This window comes from Aquimarina sp. AU119 (assembly GCF_900312735.1).
Taxonomy (GTDB): Bacteria; Bacteroidota; Bacteroidia; order Flavobacteriales; family Flavobacteriaceae; genus Aquimarina; species Aquimarina algiphila.
Map to the genome: position 1 here is coordinate 306485 of NZ_OMPF01000022.1, position 23902 is coordinate 330386.

At 32.2% G+C, this 23902-nt stretch carries 21 protein-coding genes and 1 pseudogene; 1 reads left to right on the plus strand and 21 read right to left on the minus strand.

Annotated elements, in window-relative coordinates:
- Nucleotides 1-347 precede the first annotated feature (347 nt).
- Nucleotides 348-2558, plus strand: a complete 2211-nt coding sequence (locus DK442_RS19250) for an OmpA family protein (RefSeq protein WP_109437522.1) — start codon at nucleotides 348-350, stop codon at nucleotides 2556-2558.
- A 17-nt stretch (nucleotides 2559-2575) separates the two neighbouring features.
- On the opposite strand, the gene pdxH is transcribed toward DK442_RS19250, so the two are convergent.
- The 21 genes and pseudogenes from pdxH to hisD form a co-directional block, all read right to left on the minus strand.
- Nucleotides 2576-3220 carry a pyridoxamine 5'-phosphate oxidase gene (pdxH, locus tag DK442_RS19255; protein ID WP_109437523.1) on the minus strand — a complete coding sequence of 215 codons (645 nt, stop codon included), beginning with the start codon at nucleotides 3218-3220 and terminating at the stop codon, nucleotides 2576-2578.
- A gap of 90 nt (nucleotides 3221-3310) precedes the next feature.
- Complete coding sequence (locus DK442_RS19260; RefSeq protein ID WP_109437524.1) at nucleotides 3311-4216, minus strand: ribonuclease Z; 906 nt, start codon at nucleotides 4214-4216, stop codon at nucleotides 3311-3313.
- 62 nt (nucleotides 4217-4278) lie between these two features.
- Complete coding sequence (locus DK442_RS19265) at nucleotides 4279-4737, minus strand: thioredoxin family protein (protein ID WP_235010994.1); 459 nt, start codon at nucleotides 4735-4737, stop codon at nucleotides 4279-4281.
- A 52-nt stretch (nucleotides 4738-4789) separates the two neighbouring features.
- Complete coding sequence (locus tag DK442_RS19270; protein ID WP_109437525.1) at nucleotides 4790-5122, minus strand: ribonuclease Z; 333 nt, start codon at nucleotides 5120-5122, stop codon at nucleotides 4790-4792.
- 3 nt (nucleotides 5123-5125) lie between these two features.
- The gene (locus DK442_RS19275; protein WP_109437526.1) at nucleotides 5126-6055 is read right to left on the minus strand and encodes an aspartate carbamoyltransferase catalytic subunit; all 930 of its coding nucleotides are present in this window, start codon (nucleotides 6053-6055) and stop codon (nucleotides 5126-5128) included.
- A 46-nt stretch (nucleotides 6056-6101) separates the two neighbouring features.
- A complete protein-coding gene (pyrR, locus tag DK442_RS19280; protein ID WP_109437527.1) occupies nucleotides 6102-6638 on the minus strand; it encodes a bifunctional pyr operon transcriptional regulator/uracil phosphoribosyltransferase PyrR in 537 nt (178 codons plus the stop codon).
- Nucleotides 6639-6862: 224 nt separating this feature from the next.
- Nucleotides 6863-7261 carry a hypothetical protein gene (locus DK442_RS19285; RefSeq protein ID WP_109437528.1) on the minus strand — a complete coding sequence of 133 codons (399 nt, stop codon included), beginning with the start codon at nucleotides 7259-7261 and terminating at the stop codon, nucleotides 6863-6865.
- A 333-nt stretch (nucleotides 7262-7594) separates the two neighbouring features.
- Complete coding sequence (locus DK442_RS19290; protein ID WP_109437529.1) at nucleotides 7595-8386, minus strand: hypothetical protein; 792 nt, start codon at nucleotides 8384-8386, stop codon at nucleotides 7595-7597.
- Between the two features lie 203 nt (nucleotides 8387-8589).
- On the minus strand, nucleotides 8590-10407 hold the full coding sequence (rpsA, locus tag DK442_RS19295) for a 30S ribosomal protein S1 (protein WP_109437530.1): 1818 nt from the start codon (nucleotides 10405-10407) through the stop codon (nucleotides 8590-8592).
- 165 nt (nucleotides 10408-10572) lie between these two features.
- Nucleotides 10573-12660, minus strand: a complete 2088-nt coding sequence (locus tag DK442_RS19300; protein WP_109437531.1) for an OmpA family protein — start codon at nucleotides 12658-12660, stop codon at nucleotides 10573-10575.
- 3 nt (nucleotides 12661-12663) lie between these two features.
- Nucleotides 12664-13581, minus strand: coding sequence for a type IX secretion system membrane protein PorP/SprF (locus DK442_RS19305; RefSeq protein ID WP_109437532.1), 918 nt, complete (start codon nucleotides 13579-13581; stop codon nucleotides 12664-12666).
- A gap of 4 nt (nucleotides 13582-13585) precedes the next feature.
- Nucleotides 13586-16360, minus strand: a complete 2775-nt coding sequence (locus DK442_RS19310) for a gliding motility-associated C-terminal domain-containing protein (RefSeq protein WP_235010995.1) — start codon at nucleotides 16358-16360, stop codon at nucleotides 13586-13588.
- A 94-nt stretch (nucleotides 16361-16454) separates the two neighbouring features.
- A pseudogene (gene hisIE / locus DK442_RS19315) lies at nucleotides 16455-17054 on the minus strand (bifunctional phosphoribosyl-AMP cyclohydrolase/phosphoribosyl-ATP diphosphatase HisIE); the annotation flags it as partial.
- 107 nt (nucleotides 17055-17161) lie between these two features.
- Nucleotides 17162-17917 carry an imidazole glycerol phosphate synthase subunit HisF gene (gene hisF, locus DK442_RS19320; protein ID WP_109437534.1) on the minus strand — a complete coding sequence of 252 codons (756 nt, stop codon included), beginning with the start codon at nucleotides 17915-17917 and terminating at the stop codon, nucleotides 17162-17164.
- 2 nt (nucleotides 17918-17919) lie between these two features.
- The gene (locus tag DK442_RS19325) at nucleotides 17920-18432 is read right to left on the minus strand and encodes a DinB family protein (protein ID WP_109437535.1); all 513 of its coding nucleotides are present in this window, start codon (nucleotides 18430-18432) and stop codon (nucleotides 17920-17922) included.
- A gap of 2 nt (nucleotides 18433-18434) precedes the next feature.
- On the minus strand, nucleotides 18435-19163 hold the full coding sequence (gene hisA / locus DK442_RS19330; RefSeq protein ID WP_109437536.1) for a 1-(5-phosphoribosyl)-5-[(5-phosphoribosylamino)methylideneamino]imidazole-4-carboxamide isomerase: 729 nt from the start codon (nucleotides 19161-19163) through the stop codon (nucleotides 18435-18437).
- A gap of 37 nt (nucleotides 19164-19200) precedes the next feature.
- Nucleotides 19201-19557 carry a four helix bundle protein gene (locus DK442_RS19335; protein ID WP_109437537.1) on the minus strand — a complete coding sequence of 119 codons (357 nt, stop codon included), beginning with the start codon at nucleotides 19555-19557 and terminating at the stop codon, nucleotides 19201-19203.
- A gap of 47 nt (nucleotides 19558-19604) precedes the next feature.
- On the minus strand, nucleotides 19605-20189 hold the full coding sequence (gene hisH, locus DK442_RS19340; protein WP_109437861.1) for an imidazole glycerol phosphate synthase subunit HisH: 585 nt from the start codon (nucleotides 20187-20189) through the stop codon (nucleotides 19605-19607).
- Between the two features lie 95 nt (nucleotides 20190-20284).
- Nucleotides 20285-21421 (minus strand): bifunctional histidinol-phosphatase/imidazoleglycerol-phosphate dehydratase HisB, encoded by a 1137-nt coding sequence (hisB, locus tag DK442_RS19345; RefSeq protein WP_109437538.1) that lies wholly within the window; start codon nucleotides 21419-21421, stop codon nucleotides 20285-20287.
- 87 nt (nucleotides 21422-21508) lie between these two features.
- Nucleotides 21509-22558 carry a histidinol-phosphate transaminase gene (gene hisC, locus DK442_RS19350; RefSeq protein WP_109437539.1) on the minus strand — a complete coding sequence of 350 codons (1050 nt, stop codon included), beginning with the start codon at nucleotides 22556-22558 and terminating at the stop codon, nucleotides 21509-21511.
- A 40-nt stretch (nucleotides 22559-22598) separates the two neighbouring features.
- Nucleotides 22599-23882 carry a histidinol dehydrogenase gene (hisD, locus tag DK442_RS19355; RefSeq protein WP_109437540.1) on the minus strand — a complete coding sequence of 428 codons (1284 nt, stop codon included), beginning with the start codon at nucleotides 23880-23882 and terminating at the stop codon, nucleotides 22599-22601.
- Between the last annotated feature and the right edge of the window lie 20 nt (nucleotides 23883-23902).

Sequence of the window (23902 nt, forward strand, 5' to 3'; positions counted from 1 at the left end):
TATTTTATACAAGTTTAAGCATAAGCTTTTACAAATCTTAGTATAAGAACACAAAAAATATTTTTTATACGAATATTAATAGGTAAGATTCTTTGTTTCAGAAATTATAAGAAAGAGTTATAAAAGAATTCTTTTATTCTGACATAATCGCTAAATTAATGAAAATGAACGTAATATCTAACTGATTTTAATCGGTAAAAATAGTGTTTACATCGAAAACATGATTTTTTTCTTATAAATTCAAATGTTAAAATATAAATTTACATACGGTTTTCCCTTAAATCAGAGTGTTTCCCCCCAAACATTATGTATACAGATTTATCATAATATGAATAGGGCTATTAAAAATGAAAAAGGTGGAAAAAGTGATTATTAAAAATAGAAACTATAATAAGTTTCAAAACGTATTCCTACTTATCGTCATATATTGTTTTAGTACTTCAATTATATATGGCCAGGTAGAGGTGCCTCTTAAAAAGCGTACTGAATTAACGCTTAAAGGGGATTTCAAATTTGTATCCAATACAATTTTAGGTAAAGTAAGTAATGATGACGGATCTGGTGTTTTTGATCCCAATAAAAGCTATAATAATGGTGGATTAAACAATCAATTCAAAATGGGATTTATCGATATCGATAATGATACATCTACTTTTAACTCTAGCAGTGCTGATCTTAATATCGAATCTGAATGTAATGCTATAAAACATGTAGGCTTGTATTGGACAGCGTCATATGCTGATGCCAATCGTGAACATGATATCACATCAATCAAAATAAAATATCCAGGAGAAGAAACATACTCCACTATAACAAACGGAAAAATTATCCATGACTATTATAAGGATAAAGAATCTTTATTTCAACAATATTCTTGTTATAAAGATATTACTTCGGATGTTTTAAATCTAAAAAACCCTCAAGGGACCTATACGGTTGCTAATATTCCAGCAACTACGACTGAAGTAAATGATGATCCAATCCTGGGCAATGGATTAGCTGGTGGATGGACAATGGTTGTTATTTATGAGGATAATGCTAAACCAAGAAAAAGATTCTATGTTTATGATGGATTTGTAAATATTGACTCCAAAGCTAAACCTGTAGCCTTTTCTTTTAACAATTTTCAGACTATCCCAAATGGTGCTGTAAATGGAAAAATAGGTATTATTTCTTATGAAGGAGATAAAGGAATTATTGGAGATCGTTTTCAGGCTATGTCTAATGAAACAGGCAAATACAAAAGTCTTGCAGATGGAACTAATCCAATGAATAACTTTTTCAACGCAAATATCACTGAAAATGGAAAGAATGTAAAATCAAGAGTTCCTGCAAGTCAAAACACCTTAGGATACGATGCTGATTTATTTAATATAAAGAATGTACGAAATAGTATCATTGGCAACAATCAAACTGAAGCAAAATTTAGATTATTAACAGATAACGATGGATATTCTGTTACCGCTGTAGCATTTAGTATAGAAATATATGAACCCGCTATACATATTGTTAAAAGGTCTAAGTATACTGCAAATGATACTTATATTCACCCAGAAGATGTTTTAGCTCCAAAACAAGAAATAACATACCATCTTAAAATACACAACGATGGTAATGATGATGCAAAAAATACAATCATTAAAGACATTCTGCCTAAGAATGTAATATTTTCTGAAAAGTCATTAGTATTACCTTCTAAAAAAATCAAGACAAAATTTGATGATGCAACGAGAACATTGAGTTTTAGTGTACCAAATAAAATGGTTAAAACTGATAGTGAACCGTTTAAAATAAGTTATAATGTTATTGTAGACACTGGGTGCGAATCTATCAATACTATAGATGACATCTTAGTTGTTGATCAGCCTATAACTGCTGAATTTAATGGAACATTAAATGAAACAGTAAAGTACTCAAAGGGATATAACCATATCAACTCATGTAACTTACCAGACTTTTATCAGTTTAAGCTTGCTATAGATATTAGTGAATTAAACTGTCCTAATGCAAATCGTCTTGCTTCTATTCCTAAAAAGAAAATGAATAACCATTTTGCAGCGGTAATACCTGGCGAATCTGATAAAGTTGATAAATCTAACAATACTCAAAGTGGCGGTATAGCACCCGGTGATGTAGTGCCTTCAAAGACTACTCCGAAATCTCCATTAAAATCAGAAATAAAATTAACCAAGACGATAAATGACCTTATTGATCTAAATGAAATCTATTTTGATTTTGATAAGTGGAACATAACTCCGCAGGCTGAAAAGGAGTTAGATAGAGTTGTTCAAATTATGAATGAGGACTACCCAGATATGGTTATTAAAATAGAAACACATTCTGATAGCCGAGGAGGTGAAAATTATAATCTAACTCTTTCTCAAAAAAGAGCAGAATCAATTTACAATTATCTTCTAGGTAAAAACATTTCTAAAAACAGAATACTTTCCTATATAGGTTTTGGAGAAAGTCAACCTGTGAATGATTGTAAAGATGGTCAGGATTGTTCAGAAGATCAATATCAAAAGAACAGAAGATCTAGTTTTGTTATTATGTAACTAGTTAACTAGTATTATCAAGGAGACAGTCTTACTGTTTCCCAATCCTCATTTTTGATAAAAAATCTAATTCTATCATGTAATCGATTAGGTCTTCCTTGCCAAAACTCAAATTCTATAGGTTGTATGCGATATCCACCCCAAGATTCTGGCATAGGTATTTCTTTATTGTGATATTCGTCTTCTAAAGATTTAAGTTTTTTTTCTAGTTCAGTTCTTGATTCAATAATTTCGCTTTGATTAGAGGTCAAAGCTCCTATCTGACTACCTCTGGGGCGAGAACGAAAATATTTTAAGCTAGCTTGTTTATCTATTTTTTCTACTACCCCCTTAACAATCACTTGTCGCTCCAGATTGGGCCAAAAAAAAGAAATACACACTTTGTTATTATATGCTATAGCCTTTCCCTTTTCAGAATTATAATTGGTATAAAACACAAACCCATTATCGTCAAAATGTTTTAACAAGACAATTCTTGCTTTTGGAAAACCATCAGAACCTGTAGTTGTAATTGTCATAGCATTCGTCTCTTCCACTCCACCCTTTTCTTCAACTTCTTTGAACCACTGAGAAAAGAGTAAAATAGGAGTTTCCGGAAGATCACTTTCTTCTAAAAAACTCTTCTCATAAGATTTTCTATATGCCGTCAGATCTCTATTCATAATCAAAAATATAGTGCAATTTACTTATTTTAAAAAATAGAAAGTAATAAACGAACTAACAATTTTTGCCTAAAGTTGATAACTGTAAAATCAAAATTCAAAAACTTTACCATCATCTGCTATTTTAACATCTTGAAACACAGTTTTTGCCTCATCTCTAAACAACTCAATATTATCATATCTTGTAGAATAGTGTCCTAAGATTAGAGTTCCAACATTTGCCTTCTTAGCAATACTTGCTGCTTCTATTGCAGAACTATGCCCTGTCTTGGCACATAAATGTTTATGGCTTTCTAAAAATGTAGATTCATGATACAGCACAGAAACATCTTTAATTAAGGGGATTTTTGCTTCATCATATTTTGTATCACTACAAAACGCATAACTTTTTGCTGGTTTTGGATCTTTAGTGAGTTCATTATTCGAAATTACTGTTCCGTCATCCAAAACTACATCTTTTCCTTTTTTTATAGATCTATAATATGCTTTATCAATAGCATAGTTTAACACCTTATCAATCAATAATGTTCTATCACCTGATTTTTCACGAAACAAAAAGCCATTACAATATACTCTATGTTGCAAGGGTATGGTCGTTACGACTACCTTTTCATCTTCAAAAACTATTTCTGACTCTGTATTAGTCAATTCATGAAAATGCAACGGATAATCTGTCCAGGAATTTGAAAGTTTCAATTGAAGCGTAATTGCTTCTTTAATCCCTTTAGGACCGTGAATATGCAACGGTATATCTCTATTTAGTAGTCTAAATGTAGACACCAAACCAATCAAACCAAAGAAATGGTCACCATGAAGATGCGAAATAAAAATATGTTTAATTCTTGAAAATTTGATTTTATTTCGTCTTAATTCTACTTGGGTGCCTTCTCCACAATCAATTAAAAAAATATGATTATTTATTTCTAAAACTTGTGATGTTGGATTCGTAAAAGTTCTTGGAGTTGCTGAATAGCATCCTAAAATCGTAATTTTCAAAATTATCTTTCCTCTTTATTAAATAGGCTGTGAATATAATTCAATCTTAATTATAAATCAATCTAATGCCCAAAAGAATCGAATGAAGTTAATAAAGATATATAACCTTGTACATCCAAATCACTTCTATATCCTGTAGCACCAAGAACAACTCCTTCTTTATTAAGGATTAAAATCGCTGGAAACTGCTTCTTTTTATTATAGCGCTTTGCTAATTCTTTATTTTTATTTTTTTGCTCTTGTGAGATTTTGTTCTTTTTTCGCCTTGGAAAATCAGCTCTTAACCAAACATACTTTTGATGAGTGAAAGCTGCAAATTCTTCACTAGATAATAGGTTTCTTTCTAGCTTGATACAGGGAGGACACCAATCAGATCCAGTAAAAAACAATACAATTTTTTGGTCTTTTTCTTTGGCTAAAGCTAGCGCTTCATCCAAATCATATTTCCAATCCTGAGCTTTAAGATTCTGAGAAAAAAGCATAACAAATGCTACTAATAAAATTGGGGCTAATCTTTTCATAATGTATGAGACGAAAATTAATATAAGAAATTACAAAAAAAAATTAGTTTTCTCAAAAACCAAGATCTCTTTCTATTTCTTCCATTTCTACCAAATCATACGCTTCCTGTAAAGTAGGCACAATTGTTATTTCAGCAGGGGCTTCATCATATGAAACCTTATTTGTAACAATCACAAAAGAGTGATTAGCTGATTTGTGAGTATTAGAAATTCTTAAAAACTCATTTAAATCACTTACTGAAATTTTTGCTAATGAAAATAAATTAACGATAATATTATCGTTTTTAAGCGTATCATACTTACTCTCCATTCCATTAACAAATTCAACGATTGTGGTTTTTTCTTGTGTTATTATAGTCGTAGAACCTTCCTTATTAAAAATCATAAATTACCGTTTAATTTTTGAAGCTAAAAGATATATTACTGCCATCCTCACTGCTACCCCATTTTGTACCTGATCTAATATAATGGCTTGATTAGAATCAGCAACATCACTCGTGATTTCTACTCCACGGTTGATAGGTCCTGGGTGCATTATTACAATGTCCTTATTAAGACTATCCAATACTTTTTTATTGACCCCAAATTGTTGAGTATATTCTCTTGTTGAAGGGAAGTAACTAATTTCCATTCGTTCATTTTGCACGCGTAGCATATTAGCCACATCGCACCATTCTAACGCTTTCTTGAGATTAGTTTCTACCCCCACACCTAATCTATCTATATATTTAGGAATTAAAGTTTTAGGTCCGCAGACTTTTACTTCTGCCCCTTGTAATTTTAATGCAAAAATATTAGATAATGCTACTCTTGAGTGTAAAATATCTCCTACAATTACTATCTTTTTACCGCCTACACCCCCTAATCGTTCGCGTATTGAATATGAATCCAGCAAAGCTTGTGTTGGGTGTTCATGTGCTCCATCTCCAGCATTTACGATACTAGCTCCAACATGTTTTGATAAAAAAACTCCTGCCCCCGGATTTGGGTGACGCATGACCACCATATCTACTTTCATAGACAGGATATTATTTACCGTATCAATAAGCGTTTCTCCTTTTTTAACAGAAGAAGAAGCCGCAGAAAAATTAATTACATCTGCAGAAAGCCGTTTTTCTGCTAGTTCAAAAGATAATCTTGTTCGTGTGCTATTCTCAAAAAAAAGATTAGCTATTGTGATATCTCTAAGCGAAGGAACTTTTTTAATTGGTCGATTAATCACTTCTTTGAAATGATCGGCTGTCTCAAAGATAAGCTTAATATCATCTTTGTTTAGATATTTGATTCCTAGTAAGTGATTTACACTTAATTCGCTCATTTTCTATTTTAATTTATAATTTTAGTCTATTGACAAAAAGAACCTATTAACCAACAAGATACACAGCATCTTCTCCTTCATTTTCCACCCAATGCACTTTTACTTTCTCTTGATTAATTGCATCAACTTGTCTACCTCTATAATTTGGTTGTATTGGTAAATGTCTACTAAAGCGTCTATCAATCAGTGTTAATAATTCAATCTCCTGTGGTCTTCCAAAAGATTGCATCGCTGTTAAAGCTGCTCTAATACTTCGTCCTGTATACAGTACATCATCTATAAATACAACACGTTTGTCCTCAACCACAAAATCAATATTAGTCTTATTAGCTTCCAAAGGTTTTTCTCCTCTTCTAAAATCGTCTCTATAAAATGTAATATCAAGGTATCCTAGCTTTACACTAGTTAACTTATAATCTTCTTCTAAAATCCTTTTAATTCTATCTGCTAAAAATATTCCTCTAGGCTGAACACCAATCAAAACCGTATGCTCAAAATGTGTATGATTTTCGATTAATTGACAAGCCAAACGGTGCAGAATTATATCGATCTCTTTTGCACTAAGTAGTAATTTTTGACTCATAATCTCCAAATGGATATTTGGAATACAAAAGTAGTGAAATTTTAGAATAATACAATCCAATTTCTAAATAACATACCCCAAACAATCACAATCAAAAGGCATGTTTATACCAATTAAAAACTAAAAATTATAAATAAATAATCAGAAGATTTTAATGAAGACATAAAAAAGGGTATTTTATATTCAATAAAATACCCTTTTTTATAGATTGTACTATCCCAATATTATTTTTCTAATAATAGAACAAATGAATTATCAGATATTGGAGAAACGCTATATTCTTTTACATTATTAAAGGCCTCAAGATACTTTTCTGCTTCTGCAAATGCAGTTTCCAGAGGACTCAATTCAGTAGCTTCCTTAACTACAATAGTCTTAGACATAAACCCACCATCAGTATATTCTATAGTTATTTTCCATTTCTTAACAGAATGAAAACTTGTAACTTTAGAAATCTTTTCTATTTTTTTAGTTTTTGGCTCATTACGAGACTTCTTTTCTTCTACACGTTCTATCTCTTTGTCATTTGTTAAAATAGACAAGATATTAGTTTCTTTAGCATTCGCCTGAATGGTTATTAAAAAACTCAAGATTACTACTATTTTTCTTTTAATACTTTTCATTTTAAAAAACAATTAAGATTCTTTTGCAATGCAAATATCAAGAGGTTTTTCTTCCAAAATCAGGCTAATACTAGTGAAAATCACACCCCCTTTTTCAGTGGGTATTTACCATCTATCAAAAGTCAATTAAAAATAAAGGAGGACTTAAGAAGTTTAACCAAAAAACAATAACATAAATTAAAAACTTATGGGTTATAGCAATTACAGTATGTACGGAGGAAAGAGTGAAAGGAAAAGATTCAAATTTTAAACATGTTCACCCTTAACAAAAGCCACTGTAAACGGGTAGGTTTAAAAAAAATTGCACTGATTTTTAGTACCAATGACTTATTATTATTTTATAAAATATTCATTCCCACTTCTATCAATATATCCCCGCTTTCCGTTTTGTAATTCAAAATAAGCCAAATTATATTCAAAAATATCTAAACGAGAATACTTGATTACAGTAACGCCATGATAACCATAAAAGCCATCTTTTTTCACTCTAATCTTAGAGCTTCTATCTATAAAAACAGTATCATAAAAACGTATTGGTCGTGCCGTAAGATTATATAGATCTTGGATTATAAATTTTTTATTTTTTTCTATGATAAACACTGGCGAAACATATGCACCTGAAGGGCAATCATACGTAGTTAATGATCTCCTAGAGTTCAAGAAATATACGTCATCTGCATTTTCTTTTGAAATAACGGTTACTACAACAGGCTGAGGGTCATCCTTATACTTTGCATTTCCGTCATCAATGTACTTTGCAAATACACGAAACTCTCCTTCTTCCTCTTCAATATAATATTGATTCGAAGATGTTGGCATACAAGGAATAGCCGAACACACTACATTGGATATGTCTATTTCTTTTAATTCTGAATCTAAAAAAGAAACATTTCCTTTGCTATCTAATATTTGTACAAAATCATTACACACTATAGAAACATAAACTAGTGAGTCATATAGTTTCTTTTTCTTATGTTCACTTATAATATAAAAAACACTATCAACCACACGTCTATACACCTTAAAATTATGCTGAGATATCACCAAAAGATCTTGTTCTTGGCCGCATAAACCATTAATCCCTATAGTAAATACCATTAAGAGTATGAACACTTTTTTTTTCATAATTGAATTGCTTTGATGCTAAATTCTATATTATGAATCACAATTATTTCACTGTTTTCTGTGAAAAATTAAAACCTCATAGGGTTATTCAATTGTTGTAATCATATAAGTTCAAATCTTTAAAGAATTCCATCTTTTTAGTTTGATAAAAAAAAGACCGCTCAAAAGAGCGGTCTTAATTTATATATTGAAAAATAAGAAAACTAGTTTCCTCCTTTTTCCATTTTAGCTTTAAGATCTGCTAATGCATCGATATCACCAAGAGTAGTTTTCTCTGATGAACTAGCCGCTTTCTTAGCAGCTTGTTTTACGATCTTAGCTTCTTCTTCTTTGAATAAAGCTGTATGAGAAGCCACCACTCTTTTGAATTCTTTATTGAATTCAATGATTTGGAATTCTGCCTCATCACCTTTTTTCAATTTACTTCCATCTTCTTTTTCAAGATGACGAGAAGGAACAAATGCAACGATATCTTCATTGAAGTCAATAGTAGCACCTTTGTCCACTATCTCTCCAATTGCAGCTGTATGCTTAGTTCCTAAAGCAAATTCAGTTTCATATTTATCCCAAGGATTTTCCTCAGTTTGCTTATGACCAAGGCTTAACTTACGTCCTTCTACATCAAGTTCAAGAACAACTACATCAAGAGTATCACCAACATTCGTAAAGTCAGATGGATGCTTAATTTTCTTAGTCCAAGAAAGATCAGAGATATAGATAAGACCATCAATACCTTCTTCAAGCTCTACAAACACACCAAAGTTAGTAAAGTTACGAACGATACCGTTATGCTTAGAACCTACAGGATATTTAGTAGTAATATCTGTCCAAGGATCTGGAGTTAATTGTTTGATACCAAGAGACATTTTACGCTCTTCTCTATCAAGTGTAAGGATAACCGCTTCTACAGGGTCACCAACTTTTACGAAATCTTGCGCAGAACGTAAGTGTGTAGACCAAGACATTTCAGAAACATGAATCAATCCTTCAACACCTTCTTCTACTTCGATAAATGCACCGTAATCTGCAATTACAACTACTTTACCTTTAACTTTATCACCTACTTTAAGTTCTTTATCAAGAGCTTCCCATGGGTGTGGTTTTAATTGCTTAAGACCTAATTGGATACGTGTTTTAGCCTCATCAAAGTCTAAGATTACCACGTTTAATTTCTGATCAAGTTCAACAATCTCATTTGGATGATTAATTCTTGACCAAGAAAGGTCTGTAATATGTACTAATCCATCAACTCCTCCAAGATCAACGAATACACCATAAGAAGTAACATTCTTAACAGTACCTTCTAATACTTGACCTTTTTCTAATTGACCAATAATTTCTTTTTTCTGCTCCTCGATATCTGCTTCGATAAGCGCTTTATGTGATACAACAACGTTTTTGAATTCGTGATTTATTTTTACCACTTTAAATTCCATTGTTTTACCAACATATGCATCATAATCACGGATTGGCTTCACATCAATTTGAGAACCTGGCAAGAAAGCTTCAATACCAAATACATCAACGATCATACCTCCTTTGGTTCTACACTTTACAAAACCGTTTACGATTTCACCCGTATCATGTGCACCATTTACTCTATCCCATGCTTTGATTACACGAGCTTTACGGTGAGATAAAATTAATTGACCTGTAGCGTCTTCACGCACATCTATTAAAACTTCTACCTTATCACCTACTTTAAGATCTGGGTTATAACGAAATTCATTTAACGAAATAACACCTTCGCTTTTTGCATTAATGTCGATGATAGCATCACGATCAGTAATATTAATTACGGTTCCGTCTACTACTTCATCATTTAGAGTATCTACAAAATTTTCTGCTACTAACTTTTCAAACTCTTCAAGTTTTGAATCAGCGATAGGATCTATCCCTTCTTCATAGTTGTGCCAGTTAAAATCTTTTAGAAATTGCTCAGGGTTTGCTTGTTGCGGAGTTTCAGCTACTGCTGGCTTCTCTACTTCCTGAACGTCTGTGTTTTTTGTTTCTTCAGACATTGAAGATAAAATTTGTATCCTGTATATTACTGAGAATCAATGCGAAAATTATACAGAAGCGTTAAAATTATTTATATGCAACCCTTTTTACACTCTCTTACTCGCTAAAAAGGAGTGCAAAAGTACAATTTAATTTATTAGAAAACAAAACATTATAGATGTATACTAAAACTTAACGATCTCGAATTCGCTTCTTCGGTTTGTTTGATGATCATCCTCTGTACATGCTTTATTATCGCAGTCTATAAGTGGTTGAGATTCTCCAAATCCGATAAACTTCATTCTCCTAGCATTCACATATCCCACAAGTGCAAGATAATTACGTGTTGACTCTGCACGTTTTGTTGATAAAACCTGATTGTAGGAATCTGTTCCTCTACTATCTGTATGAGAACTTATTTTAATATACACCGTTTTATAACGTTCTAATTTAAGTGCTAGTTTGTCTAATACTTTTTTGGAGTCTGCACGTATATTCCATTTATCATAATCAAAATAAATAGGAGGCATTTTAAAGTAAAGTTTACCATTCTTTTCTATAACCGGTGGTCCATCTTTATCAGCCAGAAGAGTTTCTCTTAGTTTTGTCTTTGTGATCTCTTCCTTTTTACGTTCTGTGGAACTTTCATCGATCTTTGTACGCTCGGTATTATTTGAACTACTGGTATTTCTAGAGTTATTACTATTATTATCTTCTGTGGTAGTGATCTCATCCTTCTTACCTACTCTATCCAAATAGATCACATACACCTCCTCTTCCTTTTCTTTTGCGACCAAAGGTTTTGTTCTAGTTTTGTACCCTTCGGCAGAAGCTTTAAAATTATATCTTCCTGGAAATAATTTAAGGTCAAAAGCAGCTATAGAATCCAACTGGCTTTCATAAATTTTTTCATTATCATTATTGTACAAAATGGCATCTGCATTTGCTATATAACTATCAGATGCATAATCTCTAACTTCAAAACGAGCTCTATATTCTTTTGGAAAAATATCTCCGATCTGAGAAAAGGTATAAATATCGTCTCCAACCTTATTTCTGTTTGAAGCAAAAAAACCATCGGTATCATTATAATACGTCATAGAAAAATCATCGTAACTAGAATTGATAGGGGCTCCTAAATTAATTGGAGTTATAAGCCCTCCCAATTCTGAAACAAAAATATCCATCATGCCCAAACCTAAATGCCCATTTGAAGAAAAAAACAAATTACCTTCTCTTGAAATGAAAGGAAATTGCTCTCTATTTTCTGTATTTATTGATGGACCAAGATTTGTTGGTGCTCCATAAGTACCATCCAAATTAACATCAACTACATAAATATCAAAATCTCCATACCCACCAGGCATATTTGAACTAAAATATAACTTACTATCATCAGCACTTAATGATGGATGCACAACAGAATAATTGACATCATTAAAATCTAATTTTTCAGGGGTAGTCCACTTTCCGTCTATTTTGATAGCTTTATAAAGATGTACTGAATTATTTTTTATACTATCGAATTTCTTTTTTCCTTTCTCTGAATTACTTTTAGATATATACATTGTATTTCCATCTGCGGTAAAACAAAAATTTCCTTCATGAAGTTTTGAATTTATTTCTTTTGAAATTTTTTCTATTTCTGAAACAGGATTATTATCCTGATCAACTTTTACTGTATAAATATCCAAAAAAGGTCGATGTGTCCATTTATACTTTTTATCTAATGGACTATAAGCTTGTCTATCACTAGCAAAATATACTGTATCACCTTGTTTAATTGCTCCAAATTCTGAAGATTCAGAATTAAAAGACGCACTAGTTATAGTATAATCATCATCTTTTAGTTTAAAATCCTCTATAGTAGAAATTGCATCTGATGTACTAAAATCACGTACAGCATTATTTGTTTTATATAACGAAAGATATTCTATGGATTTTTCATATTCACCCAAGGCAGAAAGCACTTGATACATCATAAAATTATAACCATTATCATAGGCTTTATCTTTACCATAAAATTTACCTGAGGTCAAAACTTTAAGATATCTATATGCTTGTTTAAACTGAAATGTATTGTAATATGATGTTGCAATATTTTCAAGAATACTCTTAGTATATCCTTCTTGATTTAATTCTTCTTCATAGTGCTCCGCTGCATTTATATAATCTCCTTTTTCAAAAAAACGATCAGCTCTGCTTTTCTTTTGTGAAAAGGTAAACTGAGTGATCAGTATTGTTATTATCAGTACTATTTTAGTCTTTATCATTATTTAGAAAAATCTTGGAGAGGAATATTTATTACTGAACTTCAGTAAATCAAAATTAAATAGCATTACTATCTCATGACTTCCATCATTATAACCACTTAAATCACTTACACTAAAGTCATAAGAGTATCCAATTTTAAGGTTTTGAGTGATATTAAATCCTGCTAATGCTATGAATGAATCTGTATATCGATAAGAAACTCCTAATTCAAATTTATCATATATTAATGAGTTTAACGACAGATCAAAAGTTAAAGGAGAATCCAAAACTTGTTTAATCACCATCGAAGGTTTTAATTTAACTTCGTCAACAAAGTCAAACACATAACCAGCAATACCATAAATATGTGTTTTTGTTTGCGCAACTCCAATACCATCAATATCAATATCACTGGGAAGCAAATTCGGAGAAGAAATACCAGCATAAAAATTACTAGTAAACAAATACAAGCCCGCTCCAATATTTAATTGTGTTGTTGACGTATTATCAGCAAATGCAGGATCTGATGCTACATTAGAACCTGATGGGTCAATTTTAAAATTATTAACCCCCGCTTTTAATCCATAAGATAACCTTGCTTGATCCGAAATCTTAGTGATATATGCAAAATCTATGTTTATATAATCATTATTCACAGGAATAGCATCGCCAATCCTATCATTTACATAATTAACACTTAATTCTATTTTTTCACTCATAGGAATATTACCAAATACATTAGCCGTTTGTGGTGCACCTTCAATACCTGTCCACTGTCTTCTATACAAAAGCCCTGTAGAAATCAGACCACTTTGAGCTGTAGCATATGCTGGATTCACCGTACTCATATTATACATGTATTGAGAATACTGTGGTTCCTGTTGCGCATGTATTACCAAACAGAAAACTATGGTTATAACAAAAAATAATTTTAACTTCATTTGTTTATCTGCTTAAGTAAAAACTTCCTTGTATCGGAATATTATTTTCAAAATTCGGAGAAAAAATATAGAAATACGTGCCAGAGGGAAGATCATCTCCTAATCGTACAGACACATTACTTTCTCCTCTAAACTCTTCTGTATTATTATTTCCTTCATATACAAGGCTACCATATCGGTTAAATATTTTTATATCAAAATCGGGAAATGCTTCTGGAATATTATACACCTCTTCTATCAGTAAATCAAAAGTATCATTTTGACCATCTCCATTAGGAGAAACTCCATCCTGAAAATCCAATGTACATAGCTCTCCTGTTGATGACCTTTCTCCAGTATTTAATATTGTGATCATCACCTCAAGGCGTTCAGACTCACAGTTATCAACATCTACGGTTGCTATATAATACACTTGGTTATCCAAGAGAATTGGATTATCTATAATAGGTGTTTCACTTTCTTGCGTAGCATACCAATTATAATTTAATACATCAACCTCTATATCCTCTAATCGAACTGCATCAAGGATACAAAATTCTTGGGCAGGTACATTTGGAATTGGTAAATCTATAATTTGAACAGAAACATTTAGAGATGATTCATCACATGGTGCGGCATTTCTTACCACATATCTAAAATTATAAATAGCATTAGTAAGTGTTGCGAATTCTAATACCCCGTCTGCGCTTAAAGCTCCTGTACTATCGGTATCTTCAAAAACACCAGTACGTGCTGTATCTCGATCTAAAAGAGAAAATAAATTTACTCTGCCATCAATTTTACAAAATGATTCATTTACATCATCACCTATCTCTATGGGGTCGACAATCGTTATTTCTACCGAAGCTGAATCTGAAGAAGAACAACCTGCATTTGCAGGTGCAGTATATGTATATATTCCTGCACCAAGAATTGGTAACATATCATCGCTAGTATCAAAAACACCTAAATGATCCGTAGATACATATCCAAAAGGGCCAGTCCAGGTACCTGTTGTATCTGGAGTACCCCCTAAGAGATCAAAAAGAGTTACTGTCAAACTATCAGAGCAAACTGTTGTACTTCCATCTTCTCCAGCATTAGGTAATTTATTAATGGTCAGTGCTAAATCTGCAGTCTCTGTACATCCTCCGGTACTAACTGTTGTATAGGTAAAATTAAATGTTTGCGCTACATCACTTGTTGGAAAAACAAAAGTATTATTGATAACATCTCCTGCTGAATTAGTCCAAACACCAGTAGTAACAATTGAAGTTCCATTTGTTCTTAACAAACTTCTTAAATCAACTTGACCTAAAGTTTCACAAATATTGGTATTAGTATCTTCTCCAGGATAATCGGGTGCGAAAATTTGAATTTCTACACGAGCAGTAATAACGTCACAAGGATGTTCACAATAAAAAACATCTCCAATGGTAGCATATGGGTCACAAACTTCATTATTTACCTTGCAATTTATTTTTGGGCTTACTGCATACTCATAAATATATATTCCTGGTTCTGCTCCGAAGGTATTTATTTTTCCTAAATAGAATTCATAAGGAGGTAAAACGGAAACTTCTGGTTTTTCGGGTAGACCTAAATTTCCTGAAGAACCTGATGGTCCAGAAATAAACCTCCAATTCACATAATTATCATTTGCATAAATAAAATCAAAACTTCCTTCTGTAGTAAATTCTAATAAGTCAAATAAATTTAGATCGCCAGAAAGTACATTATTACAAATAGCAGGAGGAGGATCTGACTGACTAAATGGTCTGAGTTGTTCATGAAAAATAAAACTAACTGCTGCTTCTCTATCGATACATACTGCAGATCGTTGTTCTGTTGCATAGATAAAATCATACCTCATGCATCCATATCGTAAATTATTACCTCCATCAATTAGATTATCATAAATAGTTCTCAAGTTAATTACAGAATCTAACTCATCATCTATTTCTCCTGTAGGTTCCGATAACCATATTCCTTCGATATCTTCTCCATCTAGATATTCATCATCTCGTAAATTTATATCGGCATCATAGACTCCGGCCAACATATCATCTTCACAAATTGCTATTGATTCGCCAATTCCCGGATCGACCTGTCGTACCATGGCTATTCGTACTGTAGTACTTTGCGAAGTTGAACATCCTAAAATACCACCAACTGTATAGGTTACTTCAAAAACCTCTTGATCCACTAAGGGAATCCCTGGTTGATAAGGAATATCAACAAAAAGTTTTGAATCAACAATTTGTAAAAAACTTGAACTTGTTCCATTATATGTCCATTCCCCATTAGAATGAGGTGATGGAGTGATATCATCTAATGCAAAAGCACTAAATAAATTAAATCCTTCAGAATCACATCCCTGTGCATTTATATTTAGCGGTCCTGAAGGAGGTAAAGCAATACCAGAATATGGCCCTAAAATCAATCTGGCTGTTCTAAATGGAACATCACCACAAGTTGCATTTCTTAACTCAAAAAAGTAATCATTTTGTGTAATAAGAGTGGTTGCCTTTTTTAACTCCCACATTGATAAATTACCAGTAGTAGCATCAAATGCAGCATTAAATTCGGGATCTATACTCCAAACACCATCCATAGGAGTAGTACCTGTTTCCGTATACAAATTAATAATCCCATCTGGACCATTAATCCCATCAAAATCTACATTCTCCATGTCACATTCTTCTATTGTGATCAACCCAAGATCACATTGTCCAAATGTTATCTGAAAAATAAAAAAAAAGGGAAATGTAAAAAGTAGTAGTTTATCTATAGGTTTCAAAATTGATTAGTTTAGCTTACGAAATTAAAAAAAAATATTACATACCAGTAAAAGCATAATGGCTTTAACGTATAACAATTTTCAATACAATAAACTACGACCTTGTTTTTAAAACATTTACAATATCATTCAAAGTGTATCCCTTTGCCTGAAGAAGTATTAAATAATGAAATAATAAATCTGCACTTTCGTTTAAAAACAATTCTTCATTATCATCCTTTGCCTCAATAACAACCTCTACCGCTTCTTCACCAACCTTTTGCGCTATTTTATTGATTCCTTTTCTAAATAAAGAAGCTACATAAGAATTTTCATCATTTTGATTTTCTTTCCTATCTCGTATAACTCCCTCTAATTCAGACAAAAAACCAAAAGATTGATTATTATCTTCATTCCAGCATGTATCTGATCCTGTATGACAAGTTGGTCCTTCTGGAGTAACCAAAATCAACAACGTATCATTATCGCAGTCACTGTTAATGTCTTCAAGATGTAAAATGTTACCACTCTCTTCGCCTTTTGTCCATAATCTTTGTTTTGAGCGGCTAAAAAAAGTAACTTTCTTAGTCTCTATAGTCTTTGTATATGCCTCTTCATTCATATACCCCAACATTAATACATTTTTAGTCAAGGCATCCTGAATAATAGCAGGTACGAGACCATCGTCATTTTTATTAAAATCTATTTTCATCGTTCTATCTTCTCTTTGTAGGTTTGGATTTTTTTAAATTAAATTTATGTTTTGAATTTCAGCCTTTAGTTTATCCTGAGTTATGTCGAAGGACCGGAATTACAAATTTGTTATAATCGTACAGGAATATCATTATTCCTTAATTCTTTTTTCAACGTTTCAATTTCAATTTCTTTAAAATGAAAGACACTGGCAGCTAATGCTGCATCAGATTTGCCTTCTTTAAAAGTATCAACAAAATGTTGAATAGTACCGGCACCCCCAGATGCTATTATCGGAATATTTAATGTTGATGACAACTTAGACAATGCTTCATTAGCAAATCCATCTTTGGTACCATCATTGTCCATCGAAGTAAAAAGAATCTCTCCTGCTCCTCGTTTTTCAACTTCTTTGGCCCAATCAAACAAATCCAGTTCTGTAGGTACTTTACCTCCTACAAGATGTACTTTCCAGGAACCATCTATCTGTTTTGCATCTATAGCCACCGTAATACATTGAGATCCAAATTTACCTGCTAAATCATTGATTAATTGTGGGTTTTTTACTGCCGAAGAATTTATCGATACTTTATCTGCTCCATTTTGCAGTAAAATATCCACATCTTCTATCGAAGATATACCTCCTCCTACAGTAAAAGGAATATTTACTCTTTCTGCAACTCTTAGTACCAAATTAGCTAATGTTTTACGCCTTTCTTCTGTTGCAGAAATATCAAGAAAGACTAATTCATCTGCTCCAGCATTAGAATATATTTCTGCAAGTTCTACAGGGTCACCAGCATCTCGTAGATCAACAAAATTGACTCCTTTTACAGTTCTTCCGTTTTTGATATCAAGACACGGAACGATTCGTTTTGTTAGCATTATTATTCGTTTTTTATATTGAGATCGATTCCATCATAGAACCCTAAACTCTTTTTATCTTTTAATTGCTTTGTCCAGAAAGCTATTTGCCCAGTATGATAAGAATAGTGCTCTGCTACATGAATTAAGATTCCTATTCCCGAAAATACAAACCCTTGCACTTCTCGTTCTCTAAGTAACTCAGATACAGAAACATTTTGAATAGTATTTTTTGCTTCATCAACTGTATCCATTAGTTTTTCTAAAAGCTCTTTTTTTGAATATCCTTCCTCCGCTTCAAACTCAGCATCTCTTTGTCTTTTATCCTGTTTATTTCCTAAAGAAGCTATAGCATATTGCGTAATGTTTCCGCAAAGATGTAAAATCAAATTACCTATGCTGTTGGAATTGGCATTTGGTCTTTTCCAAACATCTTCTTCTATAAGTTGCTCAAAACTTAAGGTGATCATCCTCGTACTTTCGTTCATTCGATAGATGATTTGCTTCGAAAATTCTTTTGCTACTTCCTGATTCATTGTTATGCTTTTGAAAGAATAAAATCTTCTAATTGTTTTAAACTAATTCTATTTTCATAAATAGCTTTTCCTATTATGGTTCCTTCACAACCAAGTGTTGCAAGTTTTGGTAATTCATCAAATGTAGAAATCCCACCAGAAGCAATTAATTTAAGATCATTCGTTTCTTTTAATATCCTTTCATACAAATCAAACGAAGGTCCCTGAAGCATTCCATCTTTACTAATATCAGTACAAATTACATAACTCACATTTTCTTTTTGATATGCAGTAATAAAAGGAATCAATTCTTTATCACTTTCTTCCAACCACCCACTAACGGCTATTTTTTCGTTATTAGCATCTGCTCCTAAAATTATTTTATCGGCGCCAAACTTAACTATCCAAGAAATAAATGTTTCTGGATCCTTAACAGCAATACTACCTCCTGTAATTTGGTTAGCACCACTCTCAAAAGCAATTCTAAGGTCATTATCTGTTTTTAACCCTCCTCCAAAATCAATCTTTAAGTTTGTTTTGGATGCGATTTGTTCTAAAACCTTATGATTTACAATATGTTTTGACTTTGCTCCATCCAGATCTACCAAATGTAAATATTCAATCCCATGCGCTTCAAACTCTTTGGCTACTTCTAACGGGTTTTCATTATATATTTTCTTAGTGTTATAATCTCCTTTTGAAAGACGAACACATTTTCCGTCAATAATATCTATTGCTGGTATTATTCTCATTGGTTATTTTATGGTTATAAGTGCATAGTACAAAGTATTAAGTTTTTTCAATACTCCTTTGAAGTGAATAATTCATCTTCTTAATTTCTGCACATAAGTTTAACAATTTTTCTACTTTATCTTTTGATGTAAATTTTAGTCTTATAACTAAAATTAATTGAGTTTCTAGTTCTGTAGTAGAACCATTTGCTATACTTAAAAAACGAATAAACTCTTTATTAGAATTCCTACCAGCTCCTTCTGCAATATTTGATGGTATAGAAACACTACATCTTTTTATTTGAGATATTAATCCAAATTTCTCCTCATCTGGTATTTTTTTTGTTAAAGCATATACTTCTTCCACCAATTCCATTGCTTTATTCCATATTTTTAATTCTTGATATTTATTCATTTAAATCTAATACCACCAAAATAAAACTTATAATTACTTTATACTATTTACTTGATACTAAGAAAATTAAAAAGAATTTTCTCTCCTACAACGCTGCTCTTTTCAGGATGAAACTGAGTTCCATAAAAATTATCCTTATGTAAAGCCGTACTATACTTTATTCCGTACTGAGTTTCTGCAACCGTATCTTTTGTTATAGGGGCATAATAACTATGTACAAGATAAATATGTTCTTTTTCTTTTATACCTTCAAATAAAGGTGAATTCAGATTTTCAATTTGATTCCATCCTATTTGTGGTACTTTGACTTCATTATTAAAACGAACTACATCTGTATCAAAAATACTTAATCCTTGTGTATTACCTTCTTCTGTATATCTGCACATAAGCTGCATTCCTAAACAAATCCCTAATACAGGCTGTTTGAGTTCTGGCACTAAATTATCCAACCCTGAAGCTCTAAGCTTCTGCATTGCGCTACTCGCTTCTCCTACTCCAGGAAAGATCACTTTATCTGCTGATTTGATCTCTTGTGGATCATCACTTAACAGAGCTTCGTATCCTAATCGTTGAATTGCAAATTTTATAGATTGAATATTTCCTGCCCCGTAGTTTATAATTACTATTTTCATTAGATCTGTCATTCCGGCGTAGGCCAGAATCTTTTTAATTAAAACTTTTACTTTTTTATAGATTCCGGCCTACGCCAGAATGACAAAAGGGTTTATTATAGCATTCCTTTTGTACTAGGTAAAATCATTTTCTCTGAATCACGTTTCACAGCAACTTTAATCGCTTTAGCAAAAGCCTTAAAAATTGCTTCAATCTTATGATGTTCATTTGTTCCTTCAGCTTTTACATTCAAATTAGCTTTAGCACCATCTGTAAAGGATTTAAAAAAATGAAAAAACATTTCTGTTGGCATTTTACCAATCATTTCACGATTAAAATCTGCTTCCCAAACTAACCAGTTGCGACCTCCAAAATCAATAGCTACCTGTGCAAGGCAATCATCCATCGGCAAACAAAAACCATAACGTTCTATACCCAGCTTACCTCCTAAAGCATCACTAAACACTTCGCCTAGTGCTATTGCTGTATCTTCTATGGTATGATGTTCATCTACTTCAAGGTCTCCATTCACTTTTACATCCAGGTCCATTTGACCATGTCTTGCAATTTGATCCAACATATGATCAAAAAATTCCAATCCAGTAGATATATCACTTTTACCTGTTCCATCCAAGTTCAACTTAATAAAAATGTCTGTTTCATTAGTTTTTCTGGAGATTTCTGCGGTACGATCTTTTAATTTTAAAAATTCATATATCTTTTCCCAATCGTTATTTTCTAAAGCAATAAAATCATTGAGTTCATCTCGTTTGATTGTAATTTCGTCTGTACCCAGATTTGTATTATCATTTATGAAAATACCCTTTGCTCCTAGGTTTTTAGCTAGTTCCATATCTGTAAGACGATCCCCTATTACAAAAGAATTAGCAAGATCATAATCTTCTGAAAAATACGCTGTCAATAAACCTGTTCCTGGTTTTCTAGTATTTGCATTTTCATGAGGAAATGTTCTATCCAAAAACACTTTATCAAATACAACCCCTTCATTTTCGAAGGATGACATTATAAAGTTGTGAACAGGCCAAAAGGTATCTTCTGGAAATGAATCGGTACCTAAACCATCTTGATTCGTAATCATAACCAATTCATAATCTAATTCTTGAGCTATTTTTCCTAAATAGGTAAATGCTTTGGGGTAGAACATCATTTTTTCAAACGCGTCTATTTGTTCATCCACAGTCTCTTTGATAATCGTTCCATCACGATCTATAAATAATACTTTCTTTTTCATTATTATGTCATTCCAACTTAGTTGGAATCTTTTTTAATTAAACTTTTAGTTATTATAATGGATTCCGGATCGAATCCGGAATGACAATCACAACTGTTTTAATATTCCAACTAATTTCTCATTTTCTTCTTTTGTTCCTACTGTAAATCGTAATGTACTTTCACATAGTGGTTGAGTACTTCGATTGCGTACCACGATCCGTTCTTTAATTAGCTGATCATACCTTTTATTAGCGTCGTCTACTCTTATCAAAATAAAGTTAGCATCACTACGAAACACTTTTTCTACAAAACTTACTTGTGATAAAGCTTTTTCTAATTCTTTACGCCCTTCTATAATGGTATTTACTTCGGTTTTGATCTGATCTTTATCACGTACTCTCTCCAATGCACGTTGTTGAGTTAATTCATTTACATTATAAGGAGGTTTGATTTTATTAAGTATATCGATGATCTCTACAGAAGCATAGCAAACTCCTAAGCGTATACCTGCTAACCCATAGGCTTTAGACAGTGTTTGAGTAACAATAAGGTTGGGATATGTATTTAGATCTTCCACCCAACTCTTTTTATCTGTAAAATCAATATATGCTTCATCAATAACTACTATTCCTTCAAAACGTTCTAAAATTTGAAGTATACGTCCTCGATCTATTAAGTTTCCAGAAGGATTATTCGGAGAACATATAAATAGTAATTTTGAATTCCCATTAACGGTATTGAATATCTCTTCTACATTAGGTTGAAAATCTTCATTTAACAATACTTTCTTTTCTTCTACATTATTTATGTTAGCCAATACAGTATACATACCATATGTAGGAGGTAATGTAATAATGTTATCTACTTCTGGTTCGCAGAATGCTCTATATATCAAATCTAAAACTTCATCACTACCATTACCCAAAAGTATGTTCTGGTCAGACACCTTTTTTTGATCTGATAAAATTGATTTTAGATTTCTTTGTTGTGGGTCGGGATATCGATTTACTCCATTCTCATATGGGTTCTCATTAGCATCAAGAAAAATCATATCTTGATCAAAATCTGTAAATTCATCTCTTGCAGAACTATATGGCTTCAACCCTGCTATATTCTTACGAACTAATTGTGTTATATCAAATTGTTTCTTATTCATTATCTCATGTCATCCAGAAAACATTCTAAGATGATAGGTTTTATTTTAAACTTTCTAATCGCAACGTAACTGCATTTTTATGAGCCTGTAAACCTTCAGCTTCTGCCATAAGTTCAATCGCATTTCCTATGGTTTGGATACCTTTTTCAGATATTTTCTGAAAGGTCATTGACTTCATAAAACTATCTAAATTCACACCACTATATTGCTTCGCATATCCATTTGTAGGTAACGTATGGTTTGTTCCAGAAGCATAATCTCCCGCACTTTCTGGTGTATAATTACCAATAAAAACAGAACCCGCATTTACTATTTTATCAATATAAAAGTCTTCATCTTCTACACATACTATAAAATGCTCGGGGCCATATTCATTAATAAGTTCAATAGCCCCCATGTTACTTTCTACATAAATTAATTTTGAATTAGCAATTGCTCCTTCTGCTATTTCTTTTCTTGGCAATACATTGACTTGTTTTATAATCTCTTCTTCTACTTGATCTATCATTGTTTTTGATGTAGAAACAAGGATCACCTGACTATCTTTACCATGTTCTGCCTGACTCAGTAAATCAGATGCGACAAAGGATGCATTTGCAGTATCATCTGCTACTACAAGTAATTCACTAGGTCCAGCTGGCATATCTATAGCCACGCCAAACTTAGTCGCTAATTGTTTTGCTACAGTTACAAATTGATTTCCCGGTCCAAATATTTTATATACTTGTGGAATGGTTTCTGTGCCAAAAGTCATCCCTGCAATCGCCTGAATCCCTCCTACTTTACATATTTTGGTTACACCACAAAGATCAGCAGTATACAAAATAGCAGGATGTATTTTTCCTTCTCTATTAGGAGGTGAACATAATACAATCTCTTCACAACCAGCAAGGTTTGCCGGAATGGTTAACATTAAAATTGTAGAAAATAATGGTGCCGTTCCTCCTGGAATATATAACCCTACCTTTTGAATCGGTCGCTTTTCTTGCCAACACTCAATACCGACATTTGTATCTACAGAAATTTTATTTGTCTTTTGTGCAGCATGAAATACGGTAATATTAGATTTAGCTAATTGTATAGCATCCTTTAATTCCTGGCTAACAAGTTCTTTTGCTTGTTCTATTTCTTCTGAAGAAACCAAAATGTTATCAAGTGACACTTGATCAAACTTTTGAGTATATCGATCAACTGCCTGATCTCCTTCTTTTTTTATTTCATCAAAAACTTGTAAAACAATATCTTCTATATCAGCAACAGTTTGTGTTGGCCTTTTTAAGATTTCTGACCAGGAATTTCTATTTGGATTGTATATCTTTTTCATTGCCCTTGTTATTTATCTAA